The following is a 22,880-nucleotide window of genomic DNA, read 5'->3' as shown; positions in this document are numbered from 1 at the left end:
ATAGACGGCAGGAAATGCATCAAAAACGTCAGCGCGAGCCTGGTCTTTGCCTGACCTGTGGTGAAACGCTAGCCAACAGAAGAATGCGCCCGGCGCTGTTTTCGCAGGGCAAAAGGCGTGATCCCGAAGACCGATTTGTAGAGTGAAGAGAACCCGTTGGGAAAGCCGCAGGCGAGGCCGATTTCTCGCACGCTCAGCGTGGTATTCAGCAAGAGGTTGTTTGCCTTGCTCAGCCGCATTTCGCGATAAAAGCCGTTGGGCGTGGCGCCAAAGAACGTCTTGAACTTGCGTTCCAGCGACCGGTTGGACAGGCCCAGCTCCGCCACGATTGCGCTGATCGGCAAGGGCTCCTCGATATGGGCCTGCATCAGGCGGATGCAATTGTCCAGATCGCGATCTCCCGAAGTGGTGGGGCCATGCCCAGAAAAGGGCTGCAGCGAGGCAAAATCGCGGATGTGATCATGCAAGAGGATATTCGCCACGGTTACCTGCACCGCCGCCGAGGTCAGCCTGCCCACCAGCGCCAGAACGATATCGGTGGTGGCGCCCATGCCGGCGCAGGTCACCACCAGACCGTCCTCATGGGCAAGGGTCTGGCTGCCCGGATCCAGCCCAAGCTGTTCCCGCAACAGGTCCGAGTTTTCCCAATGGGTCGTATGCGGGCCGGTCTTGCCGCTCTGATTACGGATATGTCGGGCGGCAGCTTCGGCCAGCAGATATACCTGTGTTCCACGGCTGGTATAGCTCTGAATCACCCGGCCCAATGACAGGCCGGGATGGCCGGGATCGCTGTTACCGAGCACAAAGGTGAAATCCGCATCGGGCCGCGCCACAAAAGGCTCGGTTTCGACATTGAGGCCCGAACGGCAGCCGATACGCCCACCAATGGCCGAGCGCACGGTCCATTCAAACTGAGGGCGCGCCAGAACCCGGTTGGCAATCCGCAGCGTATCCGTCACGGCAGCCATTTCAGTCAGAACGAAGCCCTCGCAGACCAGAATATCGATCTGCCATGGACCTTCTTTCCGGGTGCCGGTTTTCTGCGTCATCGCGCCCCCTTTTGCTGCCGGTCAGACGATGTGATGTCCGTCCGCCTTCAGGCGGCGGGCTAGTTCGGCGATGTGATCGGGACCAACCTCGCAGCAGCCGCCAACGATAGTCGCACCCTGGTCGATCCACCCCATGACCAGGTCGGCATAGGCTTCGGGCCCCAGATCCTTGCGCTTTTCCAGAGCGTCCACTGTCGGGGCGTCCTTCAGGAACCCTTCGGATATTTTGGTGAAACCGTTCGCATAGGCGCCAAAGGGGCGACCAAAGGTTTTGAGGATCTCAAGGCCCGCCGGGATCGCCTCGGGGCGGGAGCAGTTGACCAGCACCGCATCCGGCGCAAATTCGGCCACCACAGGCGCCAGATCCGCAACCGGCTCGCCGGAGCGCAGGCGGGTTCCGTCCTCATCATCGACCGTCACCGACAGCCACACCGGGCGGTCTGCCTTCTGGCAGCCCATCAATCCGCCCCGCGCCTGATCGACTGAGGCGACGGTTTCCAGGATGAACAGATCGACCCGGTCGCGCATCAGTTCCACCAGTTCGGCAAAGAGCGGCGCGGCCTCATCTGCCGGGGGCGTCTTGTCCGTGCGATAGGTCGCCCCAAGCGGCCCCATTGCTCCGGAAACGCGGCCCCCGCCATTGGCATCGCGCGCCGCGCAGGCGCCCTGCAGCGCCATGTCGATCAGCTCTTCGAACCGGTCCTCCAGCCCGCCCATGGGCAGCCGATCCCGGTGCACGGCATAGGTATTGGCCGTTGCAATCGTGGCACCCGCATCGAAATAGGCTTTGTGCACGGCGCGCACCGCTTCGGGCTGCTCAAGCATCACGGAGGTGGACCACATGGGCGTGGGCTGCCCCTTGGCTCGTTTCACCAGCTCCTGACCGATGGAGCCGTCAAGCAATGTGATATCGGACATCTACACTCTCCAAACTCTTCTGATTGCGCCCTGGCTGCGGCACCTCAGGCGCGCAAGCGGGCATTCTGAGGATCCCAGAGCGGTTCGTCCTGCTGCACAACGGCCCTGCACATCTGCCCGTAGATTTCCACCTCCAACTCGGTGCCCGGAACAGCCAGGTCACTGCGCAGCATGCCCAGCGCGATGGAGGCGCCGACGCGGTAGCCCCAGTCGCCCGAAGTGGTCTCTCCCACGATCTCCCCATCCTTCCAGATGCAGGACATGTAAGGGGCATCCGCCTCTGCCGCCTCGACCACCAGGGTGACAAAGCGTTTCGCCGGGCCGGTCTCTGCCTCTGCCGCCAGCACCGCCTTGCCGGGGAAATCCTGCGGCTTGCCCAGCCGGATGAAACGATCCAGCCCCCCTTCGATTGCGGAATAATCGGTGGAAAGGTCCCCTTTCCAGGCGCGGTATCCTTTCTCGATCCGCAGGGAGTTCAGCGCGTACATGCCAAAGGGTTTGGCACCGGCTTCCAGCACAACATCATAGAGCGCCGGGATGTCGTCGGGGGCTGCGTGGATTTCCCAGCCCAGTTCCCCTGCGAAGGACACCCGCGCCAGACCGCAGTCGACTCCTGCAATGCGCGCAGTCTGCACCGACAGCCAGGGCAAAGACAGGTCCGCCTCGGTTCCGATGGCGGTGAAGATGTCGCGCGCGGCGGGGCCGGTGACGATGAGGGTCGAGAAATCTCGCGTCCGGTCCCGCAGCATGATCCCCTCGGGCAGGTCATGCGCCAGCACATCGTAGTCATGCCACTGGGCCGTGGCGGCGGTGATCAGCATATAGTGATCCTCCCCGTGCCACATCACGCTCATCTCGGTCAGGATGCGGCCGCGGGGATCGGTGAAATAGGCCAGACCCATGCGCCCCTCACCGGGCAGGCCACCGGTAATCTTGCCGAGCAGCCACTCACGTGCACCCTCTCCCTTGACCTCGAACCGGGAAAAACCGGGCAAGTCCAGAACGCCGCAGTGATCGCGCACCGCCTCGCATTCCTCACGGATGCGCGCCTCCCAAGGGCCAGAGCGGTCCCAGGTGCGGGTTGCTTCCTCGGAGGTGTCATCGCCGGGTTTGGCGAACCAGTTGGCGCGCTCCCAGCCGTTATAGGCGCCCATCTGCCCGCCCAGCGCCTTGACCCTTTCATGCACGGGCGAGAGTTTCTTGTCGCGCCCGGCGGGCCATTCGTGGCGGGGAAAGTGCATGGCATACTCGTGGCCGTAGACCTCCATCCCCTTGGCGACGCAGTAGTCGTGATCGGTGTAATCGGTGTAGCGGCGCGGATCGCAGGACCACATGTCCCATTCGGTCTGCCCATCGACAATCCATTCCGCAAGCACCTTGCCCGCACCGCCCCCCTGGGCAATGCCGAAGGTGAAAACGCAGGCCTCGAAGGCGTTCTTCACGCCCGGCATCGGCCCCAGCAGGGGGAGGCCGTCTGGCGCATAGGGAATCGGCCCATTGATCACGCGCGAAACACCCGCCGTGGCCAGCGCAGGCACACGTGCCATGGCGTCGGTGACGATATCCTCGATCCGGTCCAGATCGTCGTTCCACAGCTGGAACGAAAAATCCTCGGGCATGGGATCGGCGTCGGTATCCCAATGGGCACGGCAGTTAGGCTCATAAGGGCCCAAGTTGAAGCCGTGTTTTTCCTGCCGCAGGTAGTAGGAGACATCCACATCCCGCAAAAGCGGCAGCTTCTTGCCGGTCTCCTTGCTGTGGGCTTCGATCTCGGGGATTTCCTCGGACAGCAGGTATTGGTGGCTCATCACCATCATCGGCACGGTGCGCCCGCCATAGGGTTTGAACCATTCGCCCACCCGCTGCGCATAGTATCCAGCGGCGTTGACCACATAGTCGCAGGCGATATCACCCTTGTCGGTGTGCACGATCCAGGTGCCATCATCGTTCTGGGTCACGCCGGTTGCCGGGCAAAAGCGCAGAATCTTCGCGCCCATGTCGCGCGCGCCCTTGGCCAGCGCCTGCGTCACCTGCGCCGGGTCGATATCGCCGTCGTTGGGATCATAAAGGGCGCCCGCCAGATCGTGGGTTTCAAGGAAGGGATAGCGCGCCTTGGCCTCTTCCGGCGTCAGGATCTCCATCCCCATGCCCTGATAGCGGCCCATGGCGGCGGCGCGCCCGAACTCCTGCATCCGTTCCTTCGTGTGCGCCAGCCGGATCGACCCCGTCTGATGATAATTCATCGGGTAGTCGACCTCATCGCCCAGCCGCGCATAAAGCTCGGTCGAGTAGCGCTGCATGTTCATAATCGACCAGGAGGTGGAAAAGGTCGGCACATTGCCCGCCGCATGCCAGGTCGAGCCCGCCGTCAGCTCGTTCTTTTCCAAAAGAACGCAGTCGCTCCAGCCCTTCTTGGCCAGATGATAAAGGGAGGAACAACCGACGACACCGCCGCCAATGATGACCACGCGGGCCTTTGATGGAAAATCAGACATATCCGCTCCCTTTTGCTTTGAGTGCTATGGTTTCTGAGGCAGCCCGTCGGCGATCTCGTAGAAATCGCCCTTGCTGGCCGTAAAGATGTGCTTTTCGATCTTCAGCCCCGTCGGGTCATCGACCGCGCCAAGGGCAAAGCTGATGGTGTCTTCGTCATGAGCCTTCCAGAACAGGAAAGACCCGCAGCGCGCGCAGAATCCCCGTTTGGCGTCCGGTGAGGCATGGAACCAGCTGACGGATCCGGTGATCGCAAGCTCCGCCTCCGGCACATAGGCCGAGGCCCAGATACCGCCCGACTGCTTGCGGCACTGGCCGCAATGGCACATGGAGGCTCCCTGCGGTGCGGCAGCGGTTTCAAAGCGGATGTTTCCGCACAGGCAGGATCCCTTGATCATCGGACTGACTCCAGATTCGGTGTGCTGCTGGCGCCCAGAAGAACGCCGTAGACAATGAAGCAGATTGCCAGCACCCGGCGGATCCAGACGTTGAACACGGCTTTCAGCGCCGCCTTGCCCATCAGAACACCCAGCAACGTAAACCCGGTGTAGCTGAGGGTCGTCAGCACCAGAGCGGTGGGCATGATCACCGCCATCTGCTCCCAGATGGGAACACCCGGCTGCACGAACTGGGAAAAGGCCGCAAGGTATCCGGCGACGCTTTTGGGGTTGATCGTGGCAACGGCCAGCGCGTGCAGGTAGACATGACGGGCGGGACGCTCGACCGCGGGCGTGGGCCGCGTGGCATTGAGCCAGCCACGAACGCCCAGAAAGATGAGAAACCCCGCGCCGATCACCTTGGCCACAAAAAACCCGGTCGGGGAGGCCGCGATCAGGGCCGTCACGCCGAGGGCCGAAAAAATCAGAAACGCACTGGCCTGCGTGAGGATCGCCAGCACTCCCAGCATCGCCTTGGGCAGACCAAGGGTCATGCCGTTCGAGATGCAGTTTACCGCATTCGGGCCGGGCGTGGTCACAAAGACCACCCAGAACAGGGCAAAAACACTCCAGGCTTCGAAACTCATTGTCGCCCCCCTTAGTACACCGGCGGGGCGATGACCCAGACGGCCACGGCGGGCACGTCATAGGGGTTGGCCCATTGATAAGGTTCATGGCGAATGCGGAAACTGTCGCCGGGGCCGACGGTGAAGGCGCGCCCGCCGATCACCAGATCCAGCTTGCCCGAGATGATGTAGCCCACCTCCTGCGTGGGGCGGTCCGCCGGGGTCTGCATACGCGAGTGCGGCGCAAAGGTGGAATGCACCATCTCGAAATCATCGGTGAGGTCAGGCGAGAGCAGCTCTTCGATCAGACCTTCCTCGCCCGAGCCCATTGGGCGGCGGGCGCCTGCGCGCACCACATAGCCCTGCTCCTCAGCGGGGACGTTCGAATGGGCAAACAGCATCGACATCGGCACGCCCAGACACTGCGCAATCTGGCGAAGATCCGAAATCGACGGCTCCGACAGATCCCGCTCCACCTGGCTGAGCCAGCCGACGGAACGCTCAAGCCGCTCGGCAATTTCCGCCAGCGTCAGCCCGCGTGCCTTGCGCAGAGCGCGGATGTCGGCGCCAAGAGTGGCTGAGGGCGGGGACAGATCTGACAAAGAGGGACTCCGGGCCGTGAAAAAATAGTCTACTTTTTCACGATGGCCCGAAGCGGTGAAATCTCAAAGCATTTTTTCACGACGATCGGAGAAATCCGTAGCTAGCGGGCAAAGACCTGACGAAGTATCGCCCCCAGTTCGTCAGCGTCCTCCTGCGTGAAGGCATCCGGCTGGTCGCTGTCGATATCAAAGACGCCGATCAGATCCCCCGCTTTGTTCCAGACCGGCAGAACCAGTTCCGACCGTGTGGAAGAGGCGCAGGCGATATGACCGGGGAAGGCCTCGACATCCGGCACAAGCTGCACTTCGCCGCTGCGCGCCGCCGCGCCGCAGACCCCGCGCGAAAACGGGATCTGCAGGCAGCCGTGCCCGCCCTGATAGGGCCCGATCTTCAGCAGTTCGGGCGCCACCACCCGATAGAACCCGGTCCAGTCGAACCGGTCGTCGCTGTGATGCACTTCGCAGGCCACGGTGGCCATCAGGGCGACTTCGTCGTCCTCCCCCTCAGTCAGGGCGGCGATCGTCTTTGCCAGGGTGCTGTAATCGAGGCTCATGGGGCAGGCTCCCGCATCTGTCAGTTTCATGGCTGCTGTATCCCGCGACGGGCGCAGCAGTGCAAGACCGCGTCACGAGTCGGCATTCAGCGCCAGTCCCAGCCACGTCGCTGCCTCGGAAATGGCCAGATCCCCTTGGGGGACCACCTTGGTGAGGTTCAGGAAACCGTGGATCTGACCCGGATAGCGCGAGACGGTGACGGGAACGCCCGCCTGTTCCAGCGCCCCCGCGTAGGACAGCCCATCGTCCCAAAGGGGGTCATGGCCTGCGACCAGTACAAAGGCCTGTGGCTGACCGGCAAGATGCTGCGACATCAAAGGCGAGACCTCTGGCGCCAGCCTGTCGTGACCTTTCGGGATATACTGATCCATGTACCACTGCATCCGCGTGCGAGACAGAAGAGCATGGTCATGCAGCGCCTCGACCGAGGCCGAAGTGAGCCGCGCATCCACCGCCGGGTAGATAAATAGCTGCGCCATTGGCAGGGGCACCGCCGCCTCGGACAGGCTGTGCAACAGGCTTGCCGTCAGGTTGGCACCGGCGCTGTCGCCACCGACCGCAATGCGATGAGGGTCTATGCCAAGGTCCTCGGCGTGGTCCAAAAGCGCGCGATATCCCGCCATGACATCCTGCGGCGCCGCCGGAAAAGGGTGCTCGGGCGCAAGACGATAGCTGTAGGCCACAACACAAATACCTGCACGCGCCGCCAGCTTGGCACAAAGCGCATCATGGGTATCGATGCTGCCCTGGATCCAACCACCGCCATGCAGATACATCAGGCAGGGCATGGGCTGACCCGGATCGATCCCGTCCGGCAGGTACTGGCGCGCAGGCCGAGGGCCATCCGCTCCCGGCAAGGTTATGTCGCACCGCTCAACTCTGGCCGTACAGGGCGCATCGAATTTCTCGATGAAACCGGCCAGCTGCGCGCGGCTTTCCTCGACCGAGGGCACGGCGCCCGGATCGCGCACCAACTCCACCAGATCCGCAACCGCCTGCGCCTTTGGATCGGCCTGCCGAGCATCGACAACCGGCAAGGATCCCGCGTAGAGCCTGCTTACAAGACCCTCGGGCAACAAAACACGCACCAGCGCCCAAAGCAGCTTCAGTTTCTTCATTGGAAATCTCCCAGCACCAAACCCGCCAGTGGTTCGGTCAAAACGTCATTGAATACGTGAAACAGAGTGCGGGGAGCTGAGTTGCCACGCAAGCGGTGTGACGCAGCGGCAGATCAGAAACGAAAAAAGGCGAGGAACTGGTCCCCGCCCTCCAAAAGGATTGATCCGCGATCAGACGCGCTCGATCGCGATGGCTGTGCCTTCGCCGCCACCGATGCAGATCGCCGCAACGCCCCGTTTCAACCCGCGTTTTTCAAGCGCGTTGAGCAGCGTCACCATGATCCGCGCGCCGGATGCGCCGATGGGATGGCCCAGCGCACAGGCGCCGCCGTTGACGTTCACCTTGTCACGGGTGATCCCCATCTCATGCATGAAGGCCATGGGCACCACGGCAAAAGCCTCGTTCACCTCCCACAGATCCACGTCATCGACCGACCAGCCAAGTCGTTTCAAAAGCTTCTGCGCCGCTGGAACCGGTGCGGTGGTGAACCAGCCGGGCGCCTGAGCATGGCTGGCATGGCCCATGATCCGCGCCCGCACATTGAGGCCCTTTTCCTTGGCCGCCTCTTCAGAGGCCAGAACCAATGCGGCTGCACCATCGGAAATGGACGAGGCATTGGCCGCCGTCACCGTGCCATCCTTGCGGAAGGCGGGTTTCAGGTTCGGGATCTTTTCCGGGCGGGCCGACTGAGGCTGCTCGTCGGTGGTGATGATCCGCTCGCCGCTGCGGGTGTGCAGGGTCACAGGCGTGATCTCACCTTCAAAGGCACCGCTGCGCTCGGCATCCAGAGCATTCGAAAGGGACGCCAGCGCATATTGGTCCTGCGCCTCGCGGGTGAACTGGAACTTTTCCGCACAATCCTCGGCAAAGGTGCCCATCAGGCGTCCCTTGTCATATGCGTCTTCCAACCCGTCGAGGAACATGTGGTCGATGACCTGGCCATGACCGATCCGGGCACCACCGCGCATCTTGGGCAGCAGGTAGGGCGCATTGGTCATGCTTTCCATGCCGCCCGCAATCATCGTATCCGCCTGACCCAGCGCAATCTGGTCGTAGGCGATCATCGCCGCCTTCATGCCGGAACCGCACATCTTGTTCAGGGTGGTGGCCGGAACCTCTTCACCCAGACCGGCTGCGAACCCGGCCTGTCGCGCGGGCGCCTGGCCTTGGCCCGCGGGCAGAACGCAGCCCATCAGAACCTCGTCAACCGTCTCTGCACCGGCTCCGGACAAGGCTGCCTTGATCGCGGCTCCGCCCAGTTCAGCGGCGGTTACACCGTCGAATACGCCCTGGAACCCGCCCATCGGCGTTCGGGCCGCACCGGCAATCACAACTTGTTTCATGAAATTTTCCTCCAATCGTCGAAATTATCCATACAGAATGCTAAGCTTTGAGGTCTAGAGTTCTTGTGAAATACAGATGACCCCCGGGGAAATACTATGAGCCTATCCAGCACTGTAACGGACGGCGCGCAGATTGTGACAGTCAACGCGGAGCGGATCGACGCCGCCATGGCGATTCGGTTCAAGGAAGACATGCGGTCGGCCACTGAAAGCGGTCCGGAACGCGTGATTCTGGATCTGTCTGAGGTCCAATTCATCGATTCCAGCGGCCTTGGCGCAATTGTCGCCGCTATGAAGCAGCTGGGCCAGGGGAGACGCCTTGATTTGGCGGGCCCTTCGCCGATGGTGGAAAAGGTTTTCCGCCTGACGCGCATGGATACGATCTTCAATCTGTACGGCTCGCTCAATGAAGCGATGGCAGAACAAAAAGTCGGCATGTGATTGCGCCAGCAAGAACACGAACGAAACACCGCGCGAAGCGAGACAAAAATGGCTGAAACCTTTGCCTGCTCGTTCACGGCTACGGAACTGGATGCCCGTTCTGGCATCTCAGAGGTTGTAGCGCGATTGCGCAAGATGGGCATCCCGGAGTTGCGGGTGGATGAGGTTCAGATCGCACTGGCCGAGGCAGTGAACAATGTCGTTGAACACGCATATGCAGGCTCGGCCCCCGGCGATGTCCGCATTCGCTGTTCGCTGGACCCGCAACGGCTGTGGATCAATATCAGCGATGCCGGCGCGCCATTCCCCGATGGCCAGTTGCCGGACGGTAAACCAGCCGATATCGACGTTCCCCTGGATCAGCTTCCGGAAGGCGGCTTTGGCTGGTTACTGATCCGGGAATTGAGCAGTGACATCCACTACGAACGCAGCGGCGGGAACAACGAGCTCTCCTTGTGTTTCGAAATCCAGGTCACGCGAGCCTGATCGCGCCGCCACCACATTTCCGCCTTGAAAAGGCCCCACCCGCGCCAAACTGATATGTTCAGGATTAACACAAGCTGATCTGCGGCTTTGCCCGGCGCCGTGTTCTACTGCCCCCACCGAAGATCTGGCGCCGGGTATTCAGCGTCTCCAATTCGAATTCGGCTTGGGTGGTCACCCAGTACGTATCTTTAAGTCTTTCGCATTGCCTTTGCCTCGTTTGCCTCTAATCTCCCCCGAAAATCTGACGGGAGAGGCACATGCGCGATTTTCAACAACCGGGACGCTCAGCGGTTTATGCTCAGAACGGAATCTGCGCCACGTCGCATCCACTGGCTGCGGGGGTCGCAATCGATATTCTGAAACGCGGCGGCAACGCCATGGATGCCGCAATCGCGGGCGCGGTTCTGCTTGGCATTTGTGAACCGCAGATGACCGGGATCGGTGGGGATTGTTTCGTACTGTACTCCCGGCCCGGCAGTGATGAGATCCACGCGCTCAATGGATCGGGACGCGCACCCGCCGCCGCCAATGCAGCTGATCTGCGGGCTCAAGGCCTGAGCACGATCCCCCTCCAAAGCCCCCATGCGGTGACCATACCGGGTGCGATCGATGCCTTTTGCCATCTCGCTGAAACCGAAGGGAAACTGGGGCTTGATGCGGTCCTTGCGCCCGCGATCCACTATGCCGACACAGGAGTGCCGGTGGCGCCGCGTGTCGCCTTCGACTGGGCCAATGACGCAGGGACGCTGCAGGGCTCCGCGCGCGAGAAGTATCTGTTCGGCGGAGCAGCACCTTCGGTCGGGCAGATCTTCCGCGCACCCGGTCAGGCCGAGGTTCTGCGTCGCGTCGCCAAGCACGGACGCGATGCCTTCTACACAGGCGAGATCGCTGAGGACATGGTCGCAGCCCTGAATGCTGCCGGCGGCGTGCACACCAGGGATGATTTCGCCGCCACAGCCTGCATGGGCACGACGCCGGTCGCGGGCGACTACAAGGGCATCGATCTGGTAGAGCATCCGCCCAACGGCCAGGGTGCAACTGCCATCCTGATGCTGAATATCCTCAAGCATTTTGACATCGCGGGCATGGATCCCTTCAGCGCCGAGCGCGCTCATATCGAGGCCGAGGCGGCCAAACTGGCATATGATGCCCGCAACCGCTTCATCGCCGACCCCGATCACACCAGCCGCCTCGATCACATGCTGTCGCTTGAAACAGCCGCAGGGCTGGCCGCCCTTATCGACCCCAAACGCGCCATGGCCGCAGCGACGCCCATCAGCGAAGCGGTGCACAAGGACACGATCTACATCACCGTTGTCGACAAGGATCGCATGGCGGTCTCTTTGATCTATTCGATCTTCCACGGCTTCGGATCCGGGATCGCATCAGAAAAATTCGGCATCCTGCTGCAGAACCGCGGGGCCGGGTTCACCCTTGAGGAAGGTCACGCCAACGAGCTGGGCGGTGGCAAGCGCCCGATGCACACGATCATCCCCGGCATGCTGCGGCAGAATGGGAAGGTCATCATGCCGTTCGGTGTCATGGGCGGCGCCTATCAGCCAAACGGTCATGCCCGTTTCGTCTCCAATATCACCGATTTTGGCATGGAGCCGCAGGCCGCCATGGATGCGCCCCGGAGCTTCTCGGATGCCGGTGTGATGAAAGTGGAGCGCGGCTATTCCGACGCCGTGCGCCAGGAGCTTGCGGACATGGGGCACGCGGTCGAGATCCCGGAAACTGCGATTGGCGGATCCCAGGCAATCCGGATCCACGACGGAGACCTGCTCGAAGGCGCCAGCGACCCGCGCAAGGATGGATGCGCCCTGGGTTACTGATCGTCAGAACGGTCCCGTACTGCGCAACCGCGCCGCACCGCAGGGTGCGGCGCCGGGCCCAAGGCTGCCAGGGCAGGTCGGCGCAGCCGATCTACCCGCAGGCGCGGGAGCGCTCTGCGATCCTGTGCCTCGCGCGATTTCAGGAAGCTCAGTTCAATTGGTACTGCAAGGAATATGCGCCGCCGTCGAATTGCCCGAACATCTCCGGCACGTCCGGATGGCTGACCGGCTCACCGGAATAATCGGCAACGAGGTTCTGCTCGGACACGTAAGCAACGTAGTAGGTTTGTTCGTTTTCTGCCAGCAGGTGGTAGAAAGGCTGATCCTTCACAGGTCGGCTGTCTTCGGGAATGGCCTCATACCATTCCTCGGTATTGGCAAAGGTCGGGTCCACATCAAAAACCACCCCACGGAAGGGATGCTTCCGGTGGCGGACGACCTGGCCCAGATTATATTTTGCGCGCGTTCTCATCATGGTCTTGCTGCCCCCGTTCTTAAATAATAACGCGTACGGGCAACAGATGTCCAACTCTTGACGCAAATTTTCGGGGAAACAGACTGTGAACCTTGCTGTAACAGTGCTTGAGATCGTGGCGCCTGTCTTCCTCTTGTCTGGAGTTGGTTTCACCTGGGTACGCCTCGGATTCGAATATAGAATTCAATTTGTTACCAGGCTGGCTATGACTCTGGCAGTACCATGTCTGATCTTCACCGCCTTGATGAAGACCGAGCTGGACAAAGGCGCCATCGGCTGGTTCGTGCTTGCTGCTTTGGCGGGGCACACCCTTCTGGCCCTTGCGGGCGCCGCTTTGGTCAAACTGTTGCAACTTGAGCGGCGCAGCTATCTGGCCCCTTTCATCTTCGGCAACACCGGAAACCTCGGTATTCCGCTGTCGCTTTTTGCATTCGGAGACGCAGGTCTTGGGTATGCGGTGGCCATGCTGGCGGTCTCTGCGGTCCTGTCTTTCACCTTCGGCATCTACCTCGTCGCCGGTGAAGGCGGCGGCAGCAAGGCCCTGCGTGAACCGATGGTCTGGGCAACGCTCCTCGGGGCGCTCTTCCTCTGGCAGGGCTGGCAGACACCGCAGTTTCTGACCAATGCGCTGGATCTGATCGGACAGATGGCGATCCCGTTGATGCTGATCACCCTTGGTGTTGCGGTGGCCCGACTGTCACCTGGAAAGACCGGTCTTGCGGTGGTGCTTTCGCTGATCAAAGTCACGCTCAGCGCCGCCATCGGCTGGGGTCTGGGGCTGGCCTTTGGCCTGGATTACACCGCCTTTGGCGTATTGGTTCTGCAGCTGGCTACGCCCGTTGCTGTGACATCCTACCTGCTGGCGGAAAAGTTCGAAGCCGACGCTCAGGCAGTGGCCGGTATGGTGGTGGTTTCCACCCTGATGTCCGTTGCAGCCTTGCCTCTCCTCCTGTCCCTGCTTCTGGAAATGTGATTTCCTCCGCAGAGCGAATTCGCTAAACTGCCCGAAAAACAAAAGGCAGAGGCAATGAGCAGAATCATCGTCGCCCTGATCCTCCTGTTGGCGGTTGCCTCCTGTGGAGGTGGGTACAATTCCCCGCCGCGCAATCTTGATAACGCCTGCAGCATTATCAAGCAGCGGCCAGAATATCTGAAAGCCTTCCGCGCAACCGAGCGCCGCTGGGGCGTGCCGGTGCATGTGCAGATGGCCACGATCTATCATGAAAGCCGTTTTGACGGCGATGCGCGGACTCCGCATCGCTATCTTCTGGGTGTGATTCCGATGGGCCGACAGTCCAGTGCCTATGGGTACAGTCAGGCGCTGGACGGCACCTGGGACGACTACCGCCGCGACACCGGCAAGCGTCGCGCCAAGCGGGACCGGATACGGGATGCGTCGGACTTCATGGGCTGGTACATGAACAGAACGCGTGAGAAGAACGGCATCCCGCTCTATGATGCGCGCAACCAGTATCTTGCCTATCATGAAGGCCATAGCGGTTATGCCCGCGGCACCTATCGCAGCAAATCCTGGCTCATCCGCGTCGCAGACAAGGTCGAGGATCGCGCGTTGATGTACCAGGCTCAACTCGCCGCCTGCCGCAAGTTCCGCTAAACGGAGGCAAGCCAGGCAAGGGCCGCTGACAAGGGCGCGGGAAGCACTCCCGCCCGTCTCTTGCCCTTCTGTGAAGGACCTTCGCCCGTTGGGCCCGGCACCGCCTCGCGGCGGTGCGGTCGTCGCGCGTCGCCTGGTCTGCCGACACCCTCGATCTGGTCGCCTTCCGCCTCGCCGCAGGCGGGGCGCCACGCCCAACGCCGCACAAAGGGGGACGAGCGCAGCCCGTTCACCTGCGGAGGCGGGAGGGTTTCGTTTTTAAGGTATCCCGACCCTTGCCGGATTGAGGGGGCTCGCGCAGCTCAGCGGGATTTGCTGCCCGGACCGGTATTGAACAGGAAGGATGACAGTTTGCCGCCAGTCTCAAGCGCGCCAAGGATCACCGTAGTCCGACCCCCGGCACTGTCATGCACAACCCATTTGCGCAGTTCCACCGGATCGCTGGTAAACATCAGCTCCAGCCCGCCATATTCCGGGTTCTCAGGGTCCTGGGCCTGCAGGATCGTCGATGTGCCATCGAACTGATGCCCAACCACCATCCCCGCCCGCGCCAGATCCACGGTCTTGGCCAATATGATGGATAAAGGCGTACGTTTCAGCGGGTAGGTCTCGGGCGGCTGGTTCGACTTGGGGTCATGGATTACCACCGACCCGGCCCCGGCGACCACCGTCGCCCCATCCTCGCCGTCATATTCAAAGCGCATCCGCCCCGGGCGATGAATGTAAAGCTTGCCCGTGGACAGGCTCCCATCATCGTTGATCTGGGTAAAGGTTGTCTCAGCCGTGGTCAGCCCGTTGAGATAGGCAGACAGCTCATTGAGACTAAGCTTCTCTGCCGCGTATGAGGCCGGAGCCGCAAAGACAAGTGCGATGGCAAATAGGATCTGTTTCATGAGGTCTAGATAAACCCAGCAGCACCAAAAGGAAGAGGCCGCCCCAACCCAAGGGCGACCTTGCGCATCGATCCGCCGATAGGCGCCCGTGCGGCTTTTACTGTTCAGGGACAAGGATCTCGCGCTTGCCTACGTGGTTTGCCGGAGAGACGAGACCCTCTTCCTCCATCTGCTCCACCAGACGGGCGGCCTTGTTGTAGCCGATCGCCAGTTTGCGCTGGATATAGGAGGTGGAGCACTTGCGATCCTTGATCACGATCTGCACGGCAGAATCGTAAAGCGCATCCTCGCCCGTCGTGTTGCCGCCGGTCGAAAGACCCAGAACCGCGTCGATGTCGTCGGCTTTTTCATCATCCGGGCCATCCAGCACCGTGCCCACATAGGCGGGCGGGCCGAATTGCTTGAGGTGCGTGACGACCTCCTCGACCTCTTCGTCGGACACAAACGGACCATGGCAGCGGGTGATCTTGGCCCCGCCGGCCATGTACAGCATGTCGCCCATTCCCAACAGCTGCTCGGCGCCCATTTCGCCCAGGATGGTGCGGCTGTCGATCTTGCCTGTCACCTGGAAGGAAATCCGGGTCGGGAAGTTTGCTTTGATGGTGCCGGTGATCACATCGACCGACGGGCGCTGCGTGGCCATGATCAGGTGAATGCCCGAGGCCCGCGCCATCTGCGCCAGACGCTGGATGCAGGCTTCGATCTCCTTGCCCGCGACCATCATCAGGTCGGCCATCTCATCGACGATGACAACGATGTAGGGCAGCGCCTCGGGTGCGAATTCTTCGGTCTCGAACACCGGCTCACCCGTGTCATCGTCAAAGCCGGTCTGCACCGTGCGAGAGAACATTTCGCCCTTGGACAGCGCCTCTTTCACGCGGCCATTGTAGCCCGCGATATTGCGCACGCCCATCTTGGACATCTTGCGATAGCGGTCTTCCATCTCGCCGACGACCCATTTGAGGGCAACAACCGCCTTTTTGGGATCGGTCACAACGGGAGACAAGAGGTGCGGAATGCCGTCATAGACCGACAGTTCCAGCATCTTGGGGTCGATCATGATGAGGCGGCATTCATCCGGCGTCAACTTGTACAGGAGCGACAGGATCATGGTGTTGATCGCAACCGATTTCCCGGACCCGGTGGTGCCCGCGATCAGGAGGTGGGGCATCTTCGCCAGATCCGCAACCATCGCATCGCCGCCGATGTCCTTGCCGAGGGCCAGCGGCAGGTTCTGGGTCCCATCTCCATAATCACGGCTCGACAGGATCTCGCGGAAGCTGACCATCTCGCGCGCCTCATTCGGCAGTTCGATCCCGATGACCGAACGCCCCGGCACGGTGGACACCCGCGCCGACAGGGCTGACATGGAGCGGGCGATGTCATCGGCAAGACCGATCACCCGGCTCGCCTTGAGGCCCGGCGCAGGTTCCAGCTCATACATGGTGACGACGGGGCCAGGGCGGACCGAGACGATCTCGCCCTTGACGCCATAGTCATCCAGCACCGATTCCAGCATGCGCGCGTTCTCTTCCAGCGCCTCGTCACTGAGGTGATGACGTTCAATGGCGGCCGGATTGGACAATAGCGACAGGGGTGGCAGCTCGAATCCGTCCTGGTCGGTCTCTTCAAAGGCAAGGCTTGGCTGGGCCTCTGCCTTGGCGCGGGTGGAGGGTTCGGGCGCACGTCGTTGTGGTTTTTCAACCACGACCTTGCGCGGCTCTGCCACCGGGATGTCCATCGTCCCGGCCGGTTCAACACCCCGTGCGGCTGCAGGCGCAGGCGGCAGTGTGGACACGGGCGTCTCAGGCGCGGCGTTCACCTGTGCAAGACCTTCCTCGAATGAGACCTCGGGTGAGAAACCAGCCTTTACCGCTGTCAATGGCGGCTCTGGCGGAAGGCCCGCCTGCGGCTCAGGATCGGCTTTGAACACCAGCGGCTCGGGGCGACGGCCACGTCCTTTGGTCAGGGGCAGGTTGGGATCGGGTTCGGTCACCTTGCCCGCAGCCCGGCGCACCCGGATTGCATTGGCAATCTTCTGGGAAATGCGGTCATCGCCCGGCAGGTCTTCGTCCAGGATCGTCGGCTCCTGCTCTACAAGTTCCGGCTGCGGCATCGGAGCATTCGCGAGCTCCGGGTCGGCGCGGCGGATCAAGCTCGGCACACGCGACAAGAGCCCGGTCTTTTCAGGAACCGGGGCAGGCGCGGGCTCATCGGCATAGGTCTCGAACATCTGTGGCTCAGCCTCGGCCTCAGCCATGGCCGCACGGTGGGCGGCAGCCTCCTGGGCGCGGGCTGCTCGTTTCTCACGATAGGCCATTGCCGCCTGAAGCCCGCCTGATGCGCCACGGCCCAAGAGGCCTGCAATCGCGCCATAGGCCATGACAACACCCACCAACAGAAAACGGGCGGCGCGCAGCAACTCAGCGCGCGAAAAGCCGCAGACAAAGACGCCCAAAGCCACCATTCCACACGCCATCAGGAGGGACATCAGTTTGACCGCGAAATGCGAGCTGATCGGAACGAGCGTCAGCAGAGCGCCCATCACCGTGTCGCCAAAAAGACCGCCAAGGCCAAAACTATGGGTCGACAGCCACTCTGCGTCCGGCACCAGCGTGGCGGCATAGACCGATGCAAGGGCCACCAGAACCGGCGCAAAGACAACCCGCGCAATGGCCCGCTCAGAGCCAAGATGCAGCAGGAACCGCACGCCCCAGGCCAAGAGTGTCACGGCAAAAGCCACCCCACCCCAGCCCACGATCATGAACAGCGGCGCCGCGATTGAGGCCCCCATGCGCCCCATCCAGTTCTGCACCGGAGCATCGGTGGAAACCATCCAGTTGGGATCATCCGGCGTGTAAGAGCCGATGATCGCGGCCGCGACCAGACCCAGCCCCAAAAGGGCGATGCCGATCAGTTCCTTGCCACGCTTTTCAATGGCTGCCTGCATAGTGCTGTCAAGCAACGGATCGCGGCTGCGAGTTTGAAATGCCATGCCTACCTCGGTTCCATCTTGTCGCGGGCTGCCCGGCTGTCCCGCCGGATCTTTACCTGCATTGGTCTATTGATCTTGGCCACCTGCCCCCTCTCAGGGGCAAGCCGCAGTCGTTATTCGTAAAGGCACGCGCGCAGGGTCCTGAGCGCGGCCCGTGTTGTCTCTGCCGGGGCGACAAGCGCCACCCGAATGTAGCCTTTTCCGGGATTCTCCGCCCCGTCGCCCTGAGCCAGATAGGCCCCCGGAAGAACGCGCACGCCCGTCTCGGTCCAGAGTTTCAGCGCCGCGGCCTCGCCATCCTCGACCGGCAGCCACAGGAAAAAGCCCGCTTCGGGGGCCATATAGCCATTGAGACCGCCAAGGACCTCGTCCGCGATGCGGTATTTTTCCTGATAAAGCGCGCGGTTTTCCTCGACATGTGCCTCATCCGCCCAGACCTTTGCGGCGGCGGCCTGCAGTGGTCCGGGAATGGGGGCACCGCTGTAGGCGCGCAGCTGCTTGATCCGCGTGATGCTTTCCGGCCCGCCCGCAATCAGCCCGGCGCGCAGGCCCGGCAGGTTCGACCGTTTCGACAGGGAGTTGAACAGCACCACCCGTTCAGGATCGGCGCCCAGGTCCTGCGCCACGGTCAGTGCGCCAACAGGCGCCGCATCTCGGTAGATCTCAGAGTAGCATTCATCGGCAAAGATGCGGAAATCATACTTCTCTGCCAGACGGATCAAATCGGCCCAGTAGTCGCGGGAGGCAACCGCCCCCTGCGGGTTCGCTGGCGAGCAGATATAGGCGACGGCGGTACGGTTCAGAACCTCTTCGGGCAGGCTTGCGTAGTCTGGCAAATGGCCGGTTGCCGAGGTCGCGGGAACAAAAACCGGCTCCGCCCCGACCGAAATCGTTGCCACCATGTAAACCTGGTAGAAGGGGTTCGGGATCAGCACCACGGGCCGCTGGCCATTCTTGGTTTCCGGGCACAGGGCCATTGCAGCGTTGTAGAGCCCCTCGCGCGTCCCGTTCAGCGCCATCACATGCCGATCCGGATCCATAGTCACGCCATAGCGCCGCGCGATCCAGTCGCACATGGCACTGCGCAATTCGTCAGAACCGTCATTGGGTGGGTAGTTGTTAAACCCGGCCGCATTCTCGGCGATGACATCCGTGACCCAGGATGGAAAGGCATGTTTCGGCTCGCCAATGGTCATATGCACCACTTCCCCGCCGGGAGTATGGTGGTCCAACAGCGCCCGCAAACGCGGAAACGCATAGGCTGGCAGGTCCGAAAACCGCTCAGGAAAGTTCATCGCATATGCCTCAGGTTCGGGATCATTGGCGCCCCGTTTGCAAATAAGGTACAGAGCACGGCCCCCCCCGTCCAGTCGCATGGACGCCGCGCGATGAATTTGTGGCTTTCAGGACAACGTCCGCAAAAGGCACGCAAGCTTACCAGAAATTTTATCAGGACAAGGCAGCTTCGACGCTCGCGCCGATCCGCAACAAGGCTTCTTCGCAGTCGGGATGGCCCAGTATCTGCAACCCGCAGCTTGATTTGCCAGTCGGCAAGGTAAGGGCGCAAAGCCCCATCAGGTTCCCGATCCGCGTGTTGCGCAAGGTCAGAAGGTTCGCTTTGACATAGTAATCGCGGTCATTCTGCAGTCGCTCCATGTTGGGAGGCAGGATCGGACAGGTTGGCGTCAGCACCCCGTCAAATCCCGAAACCGCCTGATCCCAGACCATCCGGCACTGCTCCAGCTTGGCCCAGGCGGCCACATAGTCGGCACCGCTGAACTGAGCGCCCGCGCGGAAGCGTTCCAGGATTTCGGCAAACATCACCTCGGGGCTGGCCTCGATCACGTCTTTCCAAAGCCCATAGGCCTCGGTCGTGTAGAGGATGGCGCTGAGGTCCATAGCCTCTTGCAGCTGCGGCACCTCAAGCGGCACGATTTCGGCACCTGCCGCTTTCAGCTTGCCCAGAGTTTCGACATGAGCCGCAGCAACCTCCGGCTCCAGATCATCACGCGCGATGGTGCGCAGGTCGGCAAAGCGGCGCCCCTTGAGCGAGGGTGGGTTGCGCAGGTCAGGCCCCAAGGTGCCCTCCAACAGACCCAGCATCAGACCCGCATCCTCGACCGAACGGGCCAGCGGGCCGACCGTGTCGAACTTGAGACACAGCGGCACCACGCCCTCCAGACTGATCCGCCCGGAAGTGGTCTTGAGCCCAACAAGGTTGTTCCAGGCCGAAGGGATCCGGACCGAACCACCCGTGTCCGAGCCAATGCCGCAGGGCGCAAGCCCAAAGGCCACCGAGGCCGCCGCCCCGGAGGACGATCCGCCCGGCACCGCACCGTCATCATTGACGCAGGGCGGCGTTGCCTTGACCGGGTTCAGTCCGAGCCCGGAAAAGGCCAGTTCGCTCATGTGCGTCTTGCCCAGGCACACCGTCCCCATTGAGGTGGCGTTTTCCAGGACCCGTGCATCGCGGTCCGGCACCCGGCCCTTCAAAAGGTCCGATCCCGCTTCGGTCTTTGTTCCGGCGCTGTCGAAAAGGTCCTTCCAGCTGATCGGCACCCCATCCAGCGGAGAGCGCCGCAGGTCCATCCTTGCGCGCTGCGAGGCAGCTTCGGCCTCGGCGAGGGCGCGATCATGGGTCACCTCGGTGTAGATCCTGTCGCGCAGCGGATGGGCATCGATGGCATCCAGATAACAGCCGGTCAGATCGATCGGGTCGATCTCTCCCGCACCGATTCCGCGTCCGAGTTCTGCCGCAGTCATCTTCAGCCAATCATGCATCCGTCATCTCTCCCCTAGTGCATTCTGCACGCCTTGTGTCGTTGACCGCGACGGTAACGTTAGCCTCGCGGAGGGACAATCCCGCGCAGTGCTCAAAGCGGACATTCGGTTGGACAATCTCCGTACAAAGCGCATATTGCACCCCATGAAGAACAGCTCCGATATCCTGATCGTTGGCGGCGGGCTTAACGGCCCCGCCCTGGCCCTCGCGCTCGCCCAAACGGGCCATAGCGTCACCGTGATTGACGCCCTGCCGGAAATCGCTCTGCAGGATGATGGATTCGACGGACGTGGCTACGCGCTGGCGCTGGCCTCCAAACGCCTGCTCGACCGGATCGGCGTCTGGCGGCACGTGGCAGACAAGGCGCAGCCCATGTGCGAGATAAAGGCCTCGGACGGGCACGCGGACGAAGGTCCGGCTCCGTTCTTCATTCACTTCGACCACACCGAGATCGAAGAAGGCCCCATGGGCTATATGGTCGAGGACCGCTTCCTGCGCCGCGCCTTTCTGGCCGCAATGCAGGCGGAGCCGCGGATTTCAACCGTCAACGGACGCCGCGTGGTTGCACAGGACACGGATCAGACCGGCGTCACCATCACCCTTGATGACGGGGCCGAACTGCGCGGCAAGCTGCTGGTCGGATCGGACGGACGCAAGAGCGGCACCGCCCTGCGCGCCGGGATCAAGCGCAGCGGCTGGGACTACGGGCAGACTGCGCTGGTCTGCGCCATCGAACATGAAAAGCCCCACGGGGGCATTGCCCATCAGTTCTTCATGCCCGCAGGGCCGCTGGCCATCCTGCCCCTTCCCGGCAACCGCTCCTCCATCGTCTGGAGCGAGAAGACCGAGACTGCCGAAGCCATCCATGCCCTAGGTGATGCCGGTTACATCGCCGCACTGAAACCCCGGTTCGGGGATTTCCTGGGCGAGATCGCGCTTGCTGGCAAACGCTTCACCTATCCGCTGAATCTGACCGTCGCCAACAGCTTCATCGCGGATCGTCTGGCGCTGATTGGAGACGCCGCCCACGGGATGCACCCGATTGCCGGACAAGGCCTCAACGCAGGCCTGCGTGACGTGGGCGCGTTGGCCGAGGTGCTGACCGAGGCCACCCGGCGCGGCGAGGATATCGGATCTTCGCTCGTGCTCGAGCGCTATCAGCAGTGGCGCCGCTTTGACACCGCAATCCTGGCCTTGACCACGGATGTGTTCAACAAACTCTTTTCCAACGACAACCCGCTTTTGCGGCTGGGCCGCGACATCGGTATGGGGCTGGCAGGCGCCCTACCGGGCCTGCGCCGCGGCTTCATGCGCGCGGCAGCGGGCCTGACCGGCGATCTGCCACGTTTGCTGCAGGGCAAACCCATCTGAGCCACTCCGCCTGATCAGGGCGCAACCGCGCCGCGCGCCAGCGCGGCGCCGGGCCCAAGTCCGCGCCTTTGCTTTGGCACAGCCAAAGGACAGGCCGGACGCGGGAGCGCCTGCTTTCCCAGTCAATGCTCGGCCCAAAACTCCAACGACGGCTCACAGAGTTTTTCCACGGGCACGATGAACCGCCCGGGGTGTTCGATCCTGTCAAACTGCATACGTCGTGGCGACCAGTTGAAATACTGACGCCCATCGTCCTGTTCGGCAATCATGACACCATGAAAGTACCAACCGGAGTTTGATTTGTACCCTGAATCAGTTGTGTAAAAAGAAAAACCCCGAAGATCCCAAATCGACTGAACCTGTGATGAAGGACCATGATGCGCAATGCAGAATGGTGCTCCCCCGGCAAGTCTGTTTGCGTGACCAATCACCATGACAGCCGCAAGGATCGACCAGAGTGCAGCCCCTGTGGCGACCGCCATTCCCGACAAGGCAGCACGTGTTGCAAACGGCCCCAGATAACTGCCTCCCAATAACAGCAGGCTTGCCGCCACCCCAGATGACAGCGCGCCGCCGTGAAACATCACCAATAGGCCCGGTTTTGGCGAAGCGAATGCCCAGACGATCAGCGTCAACAACAACCCAAACAGAAGAACGGCGATTGAAGCTGACTTTGCCAGCACCGGCGATACAGGGGTTTTTCGCAAACGCCCTGCGAAAACCGCAACCAGCGGAACCAGCGGAGCAACCCACACCGTCAGGGCGAGAATCGAAAACACCCCTATCGATGCACCCAAGATCCTCGCATCAAGCGGTTGAAGAAAGCCGACGGCAATCAAAGCGGCACATGCACCGCGTATGGAAACGAAGTTTCTTTCCGACCAGCTTGCTGCAGTCAAAACGCC

Annotated in this window: 21 protein-coding genes; 6 read left to right on the top strand and 15 right to left on the bottom strand. The window is 62.0% G+C overall.

Going from position 1 to position 22,880, the window contains the following annotated elements; all coding sequences use genetic code 11:
- Positions 1-68: 68 nt before the first annotated feature.
- From AADA15_RS18005 to AADA15_RS17965, 9 genes are all read right to left on the bottom strand, one after another.
- Positions 69-1,049 carry a GlxA family transcriptional regulator gene (locus AADA15_RS18005; RefSeq protein WP_341642948.1) on the bottom strand — a complete coding sequence of 327 codons (981 nt, stop codon included), beginning with the start codon at positions 1,047-1,049 and terminating at the stop codon, positions 69-71.
- Positions 1,050-1,070: 21 nt separating this feature from the next.
- Complete coding sequence (locus tag AADA15_RS18000; RefSeq protein ID WP_341642947.1) at positions 1,071-1,967, bottom strand: homocysteine S-methyltransferase family protein; 897 nt, start codon at positions 1,965-1,967, stop codon at positions 1,071-1,073.
- A gap of 44 nt (positions 1,968-2,011) precedes the next feature.
- The gene (locus AADA15_RS17995; protein WP_341642946.1) at positions 2,012-4,462 is read right to left on the bottom strand and encodes a GcvT family protein; all 2,451 of its coding nucleotides are present in this window, start codon (positions 4,460-4,462) and stop codon (positions 2,012-2,014) included.
- A 24-nt stretch (positions 4,463-4,486) separates the two neighbouring features.
- The gene (locus AADA15_RS17990; RefSeq protein WP_341642945.1) at positions 4,487-4,858 is read right to left on the bottom strand and encodes a GFA family protein; all 372 of its coding nucleotides are present in this window, start codon (positions 4,856-4,858) and stop codon (positions 4,487-4,489) included.
- Complete coding sequence (locus tag AADA15_RS17985; protein ID WP_341642944.1) at positions 4,855-5,484, bottom strand: LysE family translocator; 630 nt, start codon at positions 5,482-5,484, stop codon at positions 4,855-4,857. The genes AADA15_RS17990 and AADA15_RS17985 overlap by 4 nt, the downstream gene beginning before the upstream one ends.
- Positions 5,485-5,495: 11 nt before the next feature.
- The gene (locus tag AADA15_RS17980) at positions 5,496-6,065 is read right to left on the bottom strand and encodes a helix-turn-helix domain-containing protein (RefSeq protein WP_341642943.1); all 570 of its coding nucleotides are present in this window, start codon (positions 6,063-6,065) and stop codon (positions 5,496-5,498) included.
- A 101-nt stretch (positions 6,066-6,166) separates the two neighbouring features.
- Positions 6,167-6,619: a GAF domain-containing protein gene (locus AADA15_RS17975; RefSeq protein WP_341643032.1), complete on the bottom strand. Its 453-nt coding sequence runs from the start codon at positions 6,617-6,619 to the stop codon at positions 6,167-6,169.
- A 72-nt stretch (positions 6,620-6,691) separates the two neighbouring features.
- On the bottom strand, positions 6,692-7,738 hold the full coding sequence (locus AADA15_RS17970) for an alpha/beta hydrolase (RefSeq protein WP_341642942.1): 1,047 nt from the start codon (positions 7,736-7,738) through the stop codon (positions 6,692-6,694).
- A gap of 171 nt (positions 7,739-7,909) precedes the next feature.
- Complete coding sequence (locus AADA15_RS17965) at positions 7,910-9,082, bottom strand: thiolase family protein (protein WP_341642941.1); 1,173 nt, start codon at positions 9,080-9,082, stop codon at positions 7,910-7,912.
- A 96-nt stretch (positions 9,083-9,178) separates the two neighbouring features.
- Between AADA15_RS17965 and AADA15_RS17960 the strand changes: the two genes are divergently transcribed.
- The 3 genes from AADA15_RS17960 (at position 9,179) to AADA15_RS17950 (ending at position 11,844) form a co-directional block, all read left to right on the top strand.
- Positions 9,179-9,523: an STAS domain-containing protein gene (locus AADA15_RS17960; protein WP_341642940.1), complete on the top strand. Its 345-nt coding sequence runs from the start codon at positions 9,179-9,181 to the stop codon at positions 9,521-9,523.
- Positions 9,524-9,571: 48 nt separating this feature from the next.
- Positions 9,572-10,009 carry an ATP-binding protein gene (locus AADA15_RS17955; protein ID WP_341642939.1) on the top strand — a complete coding sequence of 146 codons (438 nt, stop codon included), beginning with the start codon at positions 9,572-9,574 and terminating at the stop codon, positions 10,007-10,009.
- A gap of 257 nt (positions 10,010-10,266) precedes the next feature.
- Complete coding sequence (locus AADA15_RS17950; RefSeq protein ID WP_341642938.1) at positions 10,267-11,844, top strand: gamma-glutamyltransferase family protein; 1,578 nt, start codon at positions 10,267-10,269, stop codon at positions 11,842-11,844.
- 148 nt (positions 11,845-11,992) lie between these two features.
- On the opposite strand, the gene hspQ is transcribed toward AADA15_RS17950, so the two are convergent.
- Positions 11,993-12,319: a heat shock protein HspQ gene (hspQ, locus tag AADA15_RS17945; RefSeq protein WP_341642937.1), complete on the bottom strand. Its 327-nt coding sequence runs from the start codon at positions 12,317-12,319 to the stop codon at positions 11,993-11,995.
- An 85-nt stretch (positions 12,320-12,404) separates the two neighbouring features.
- Between hspQ and AADA15_RS17940 the strand changes: the two genes are divergently transcribed.
- Together AADA15_RS17940 and AADA15_RS17935 are read left to right on the top strand one after the other, a co-directional pair.
- Entirely contained in the window at positions 12,405-13,292 is an 888-nt protein-coding gene (locus tag AADA15_RS17940; RefSeq protein WP_341642936.1) for an AEC family transporter, read from the top strand.
- Positions 13,293-13,346: 54 nt separating this feature from the next.
- Positions 13,347-13,934 carry a transglycosylase SLT domain-containing protein gene (locus tag AADA15_RS17935; protein ID WP_341642935.1) on the top strand — a complete coding sequence of 196 codons (588 nt, stop codon included), beginning with the start codon at positions 13,347-13,349 and terminating at the stop codon, positions 13,932-13,934.
- A 302-nt stretch (positions 13,935-14,236) separates the two neighbouring features.
- Here AADA15_RS17935 and AADA15_RS17930 read toward each other — a convergent pair whose 3' ends face one another.
- The 4 genes from AADA15_RS17930 to AADA15_RS17915 all read right to left on the bottom strand — a co-directional run bounded on the left by AADA15_RS17930 (position 14,237) and on the right by AADA15_RS17915 (position 20,603).
- Positions 14,237-14,827: a LolA family protein gene (locus AADA15_RS17930; protein WP_341642934.1), complete on the bottom strand. Its 591-nt coding sequence runs from the start codon at positions 14,825-14,827 to the stop codon at positions 14,237-14,239.
- Positions 14,828-14,924: 97 nt separating this feature from the next.
- Entirely contained in the window at positions 14,925-17,822 is a 2,898-nt protein-coding gene (locus tag AADA15_RS17925) for a DNA translocase FtsK (protein ID WP_341642933.1), read from the bottom strand.
- 113 nt (positions 17,823-17,935) lie between these two features.
- Positions 17,936-19,117 carry an aminotransferase class I/II-fold pyridoxal phosphate-dependent enzyme gene (locus AADA15_RS17920; protein WP_341642932.1) on the bottom strand — a complete coding sequence of 394 codons (1,182 nt, stop codon included), beginning with the start codon at positions 19,115-19,117 and terminating at the stop codon, positions 17,936-17,938.
- 154 nt (positions 19,118-19,271) lie between these two features.
- Positions 19,272-20,603 carry an amidase gene (locus AADA15_RS17915; RefSeq protein ID WP_341642931.1) on the bottom strand — a complete coding sequence of 444 codons (1,332 nt, stop codon included), beginning with the start codon at positions 20,601-20,603 and terminating at the stop codon, positions 19,272-19,274.
- A 145-nt stretch (positions 20,604-20,748) separates the two neighbouring features.
- On the opposite strand from AADA15_RS17915, the gene AADA15_RS17910 reads away from it, so the two are divergent.
- A complete protein-coding gene (locus tag AADA15_RS17910) occupies positions 20,749-21,975 on the top strand; it encodes an FAD-dependent monooxygenase (protein WP_341642930.1) in 1,227 nt (408 codons plus the stop codon).
- 122 nt (positions 21,976-22,097) lie between these two features.
- Here AADA15_RS17910 and AADA15_RS17905 read toward each other — a convergent pair whose 3' ends face one another.
- Entirely contained in the window at positions 22,098-22,874 is a 777-nt protein-coding gene (locus AADA15_RS17905; RefSeq protein WP_341642929.1) for a hypothetical protein, read from the bottom strand.
- Positions 22,875-22,880: the final 6 nt, after the last annotated feature.

The sequence above is a fragment of the Phycobacter sedimenti genome (genome assembly GCF_038148855.1).
Lineage (GTDB): Bacteria > Pseudomonadota > Alphaproteobacteria > Rhodobacterales > Rhodobacteraceae > Phycobacter > Phycobacter sedimenti.
The sequence above is the reverse complement of the archived record's forward strand: the minus strand, read 5'-3'. Positions and strand labels throughout refer to the sequence as shown.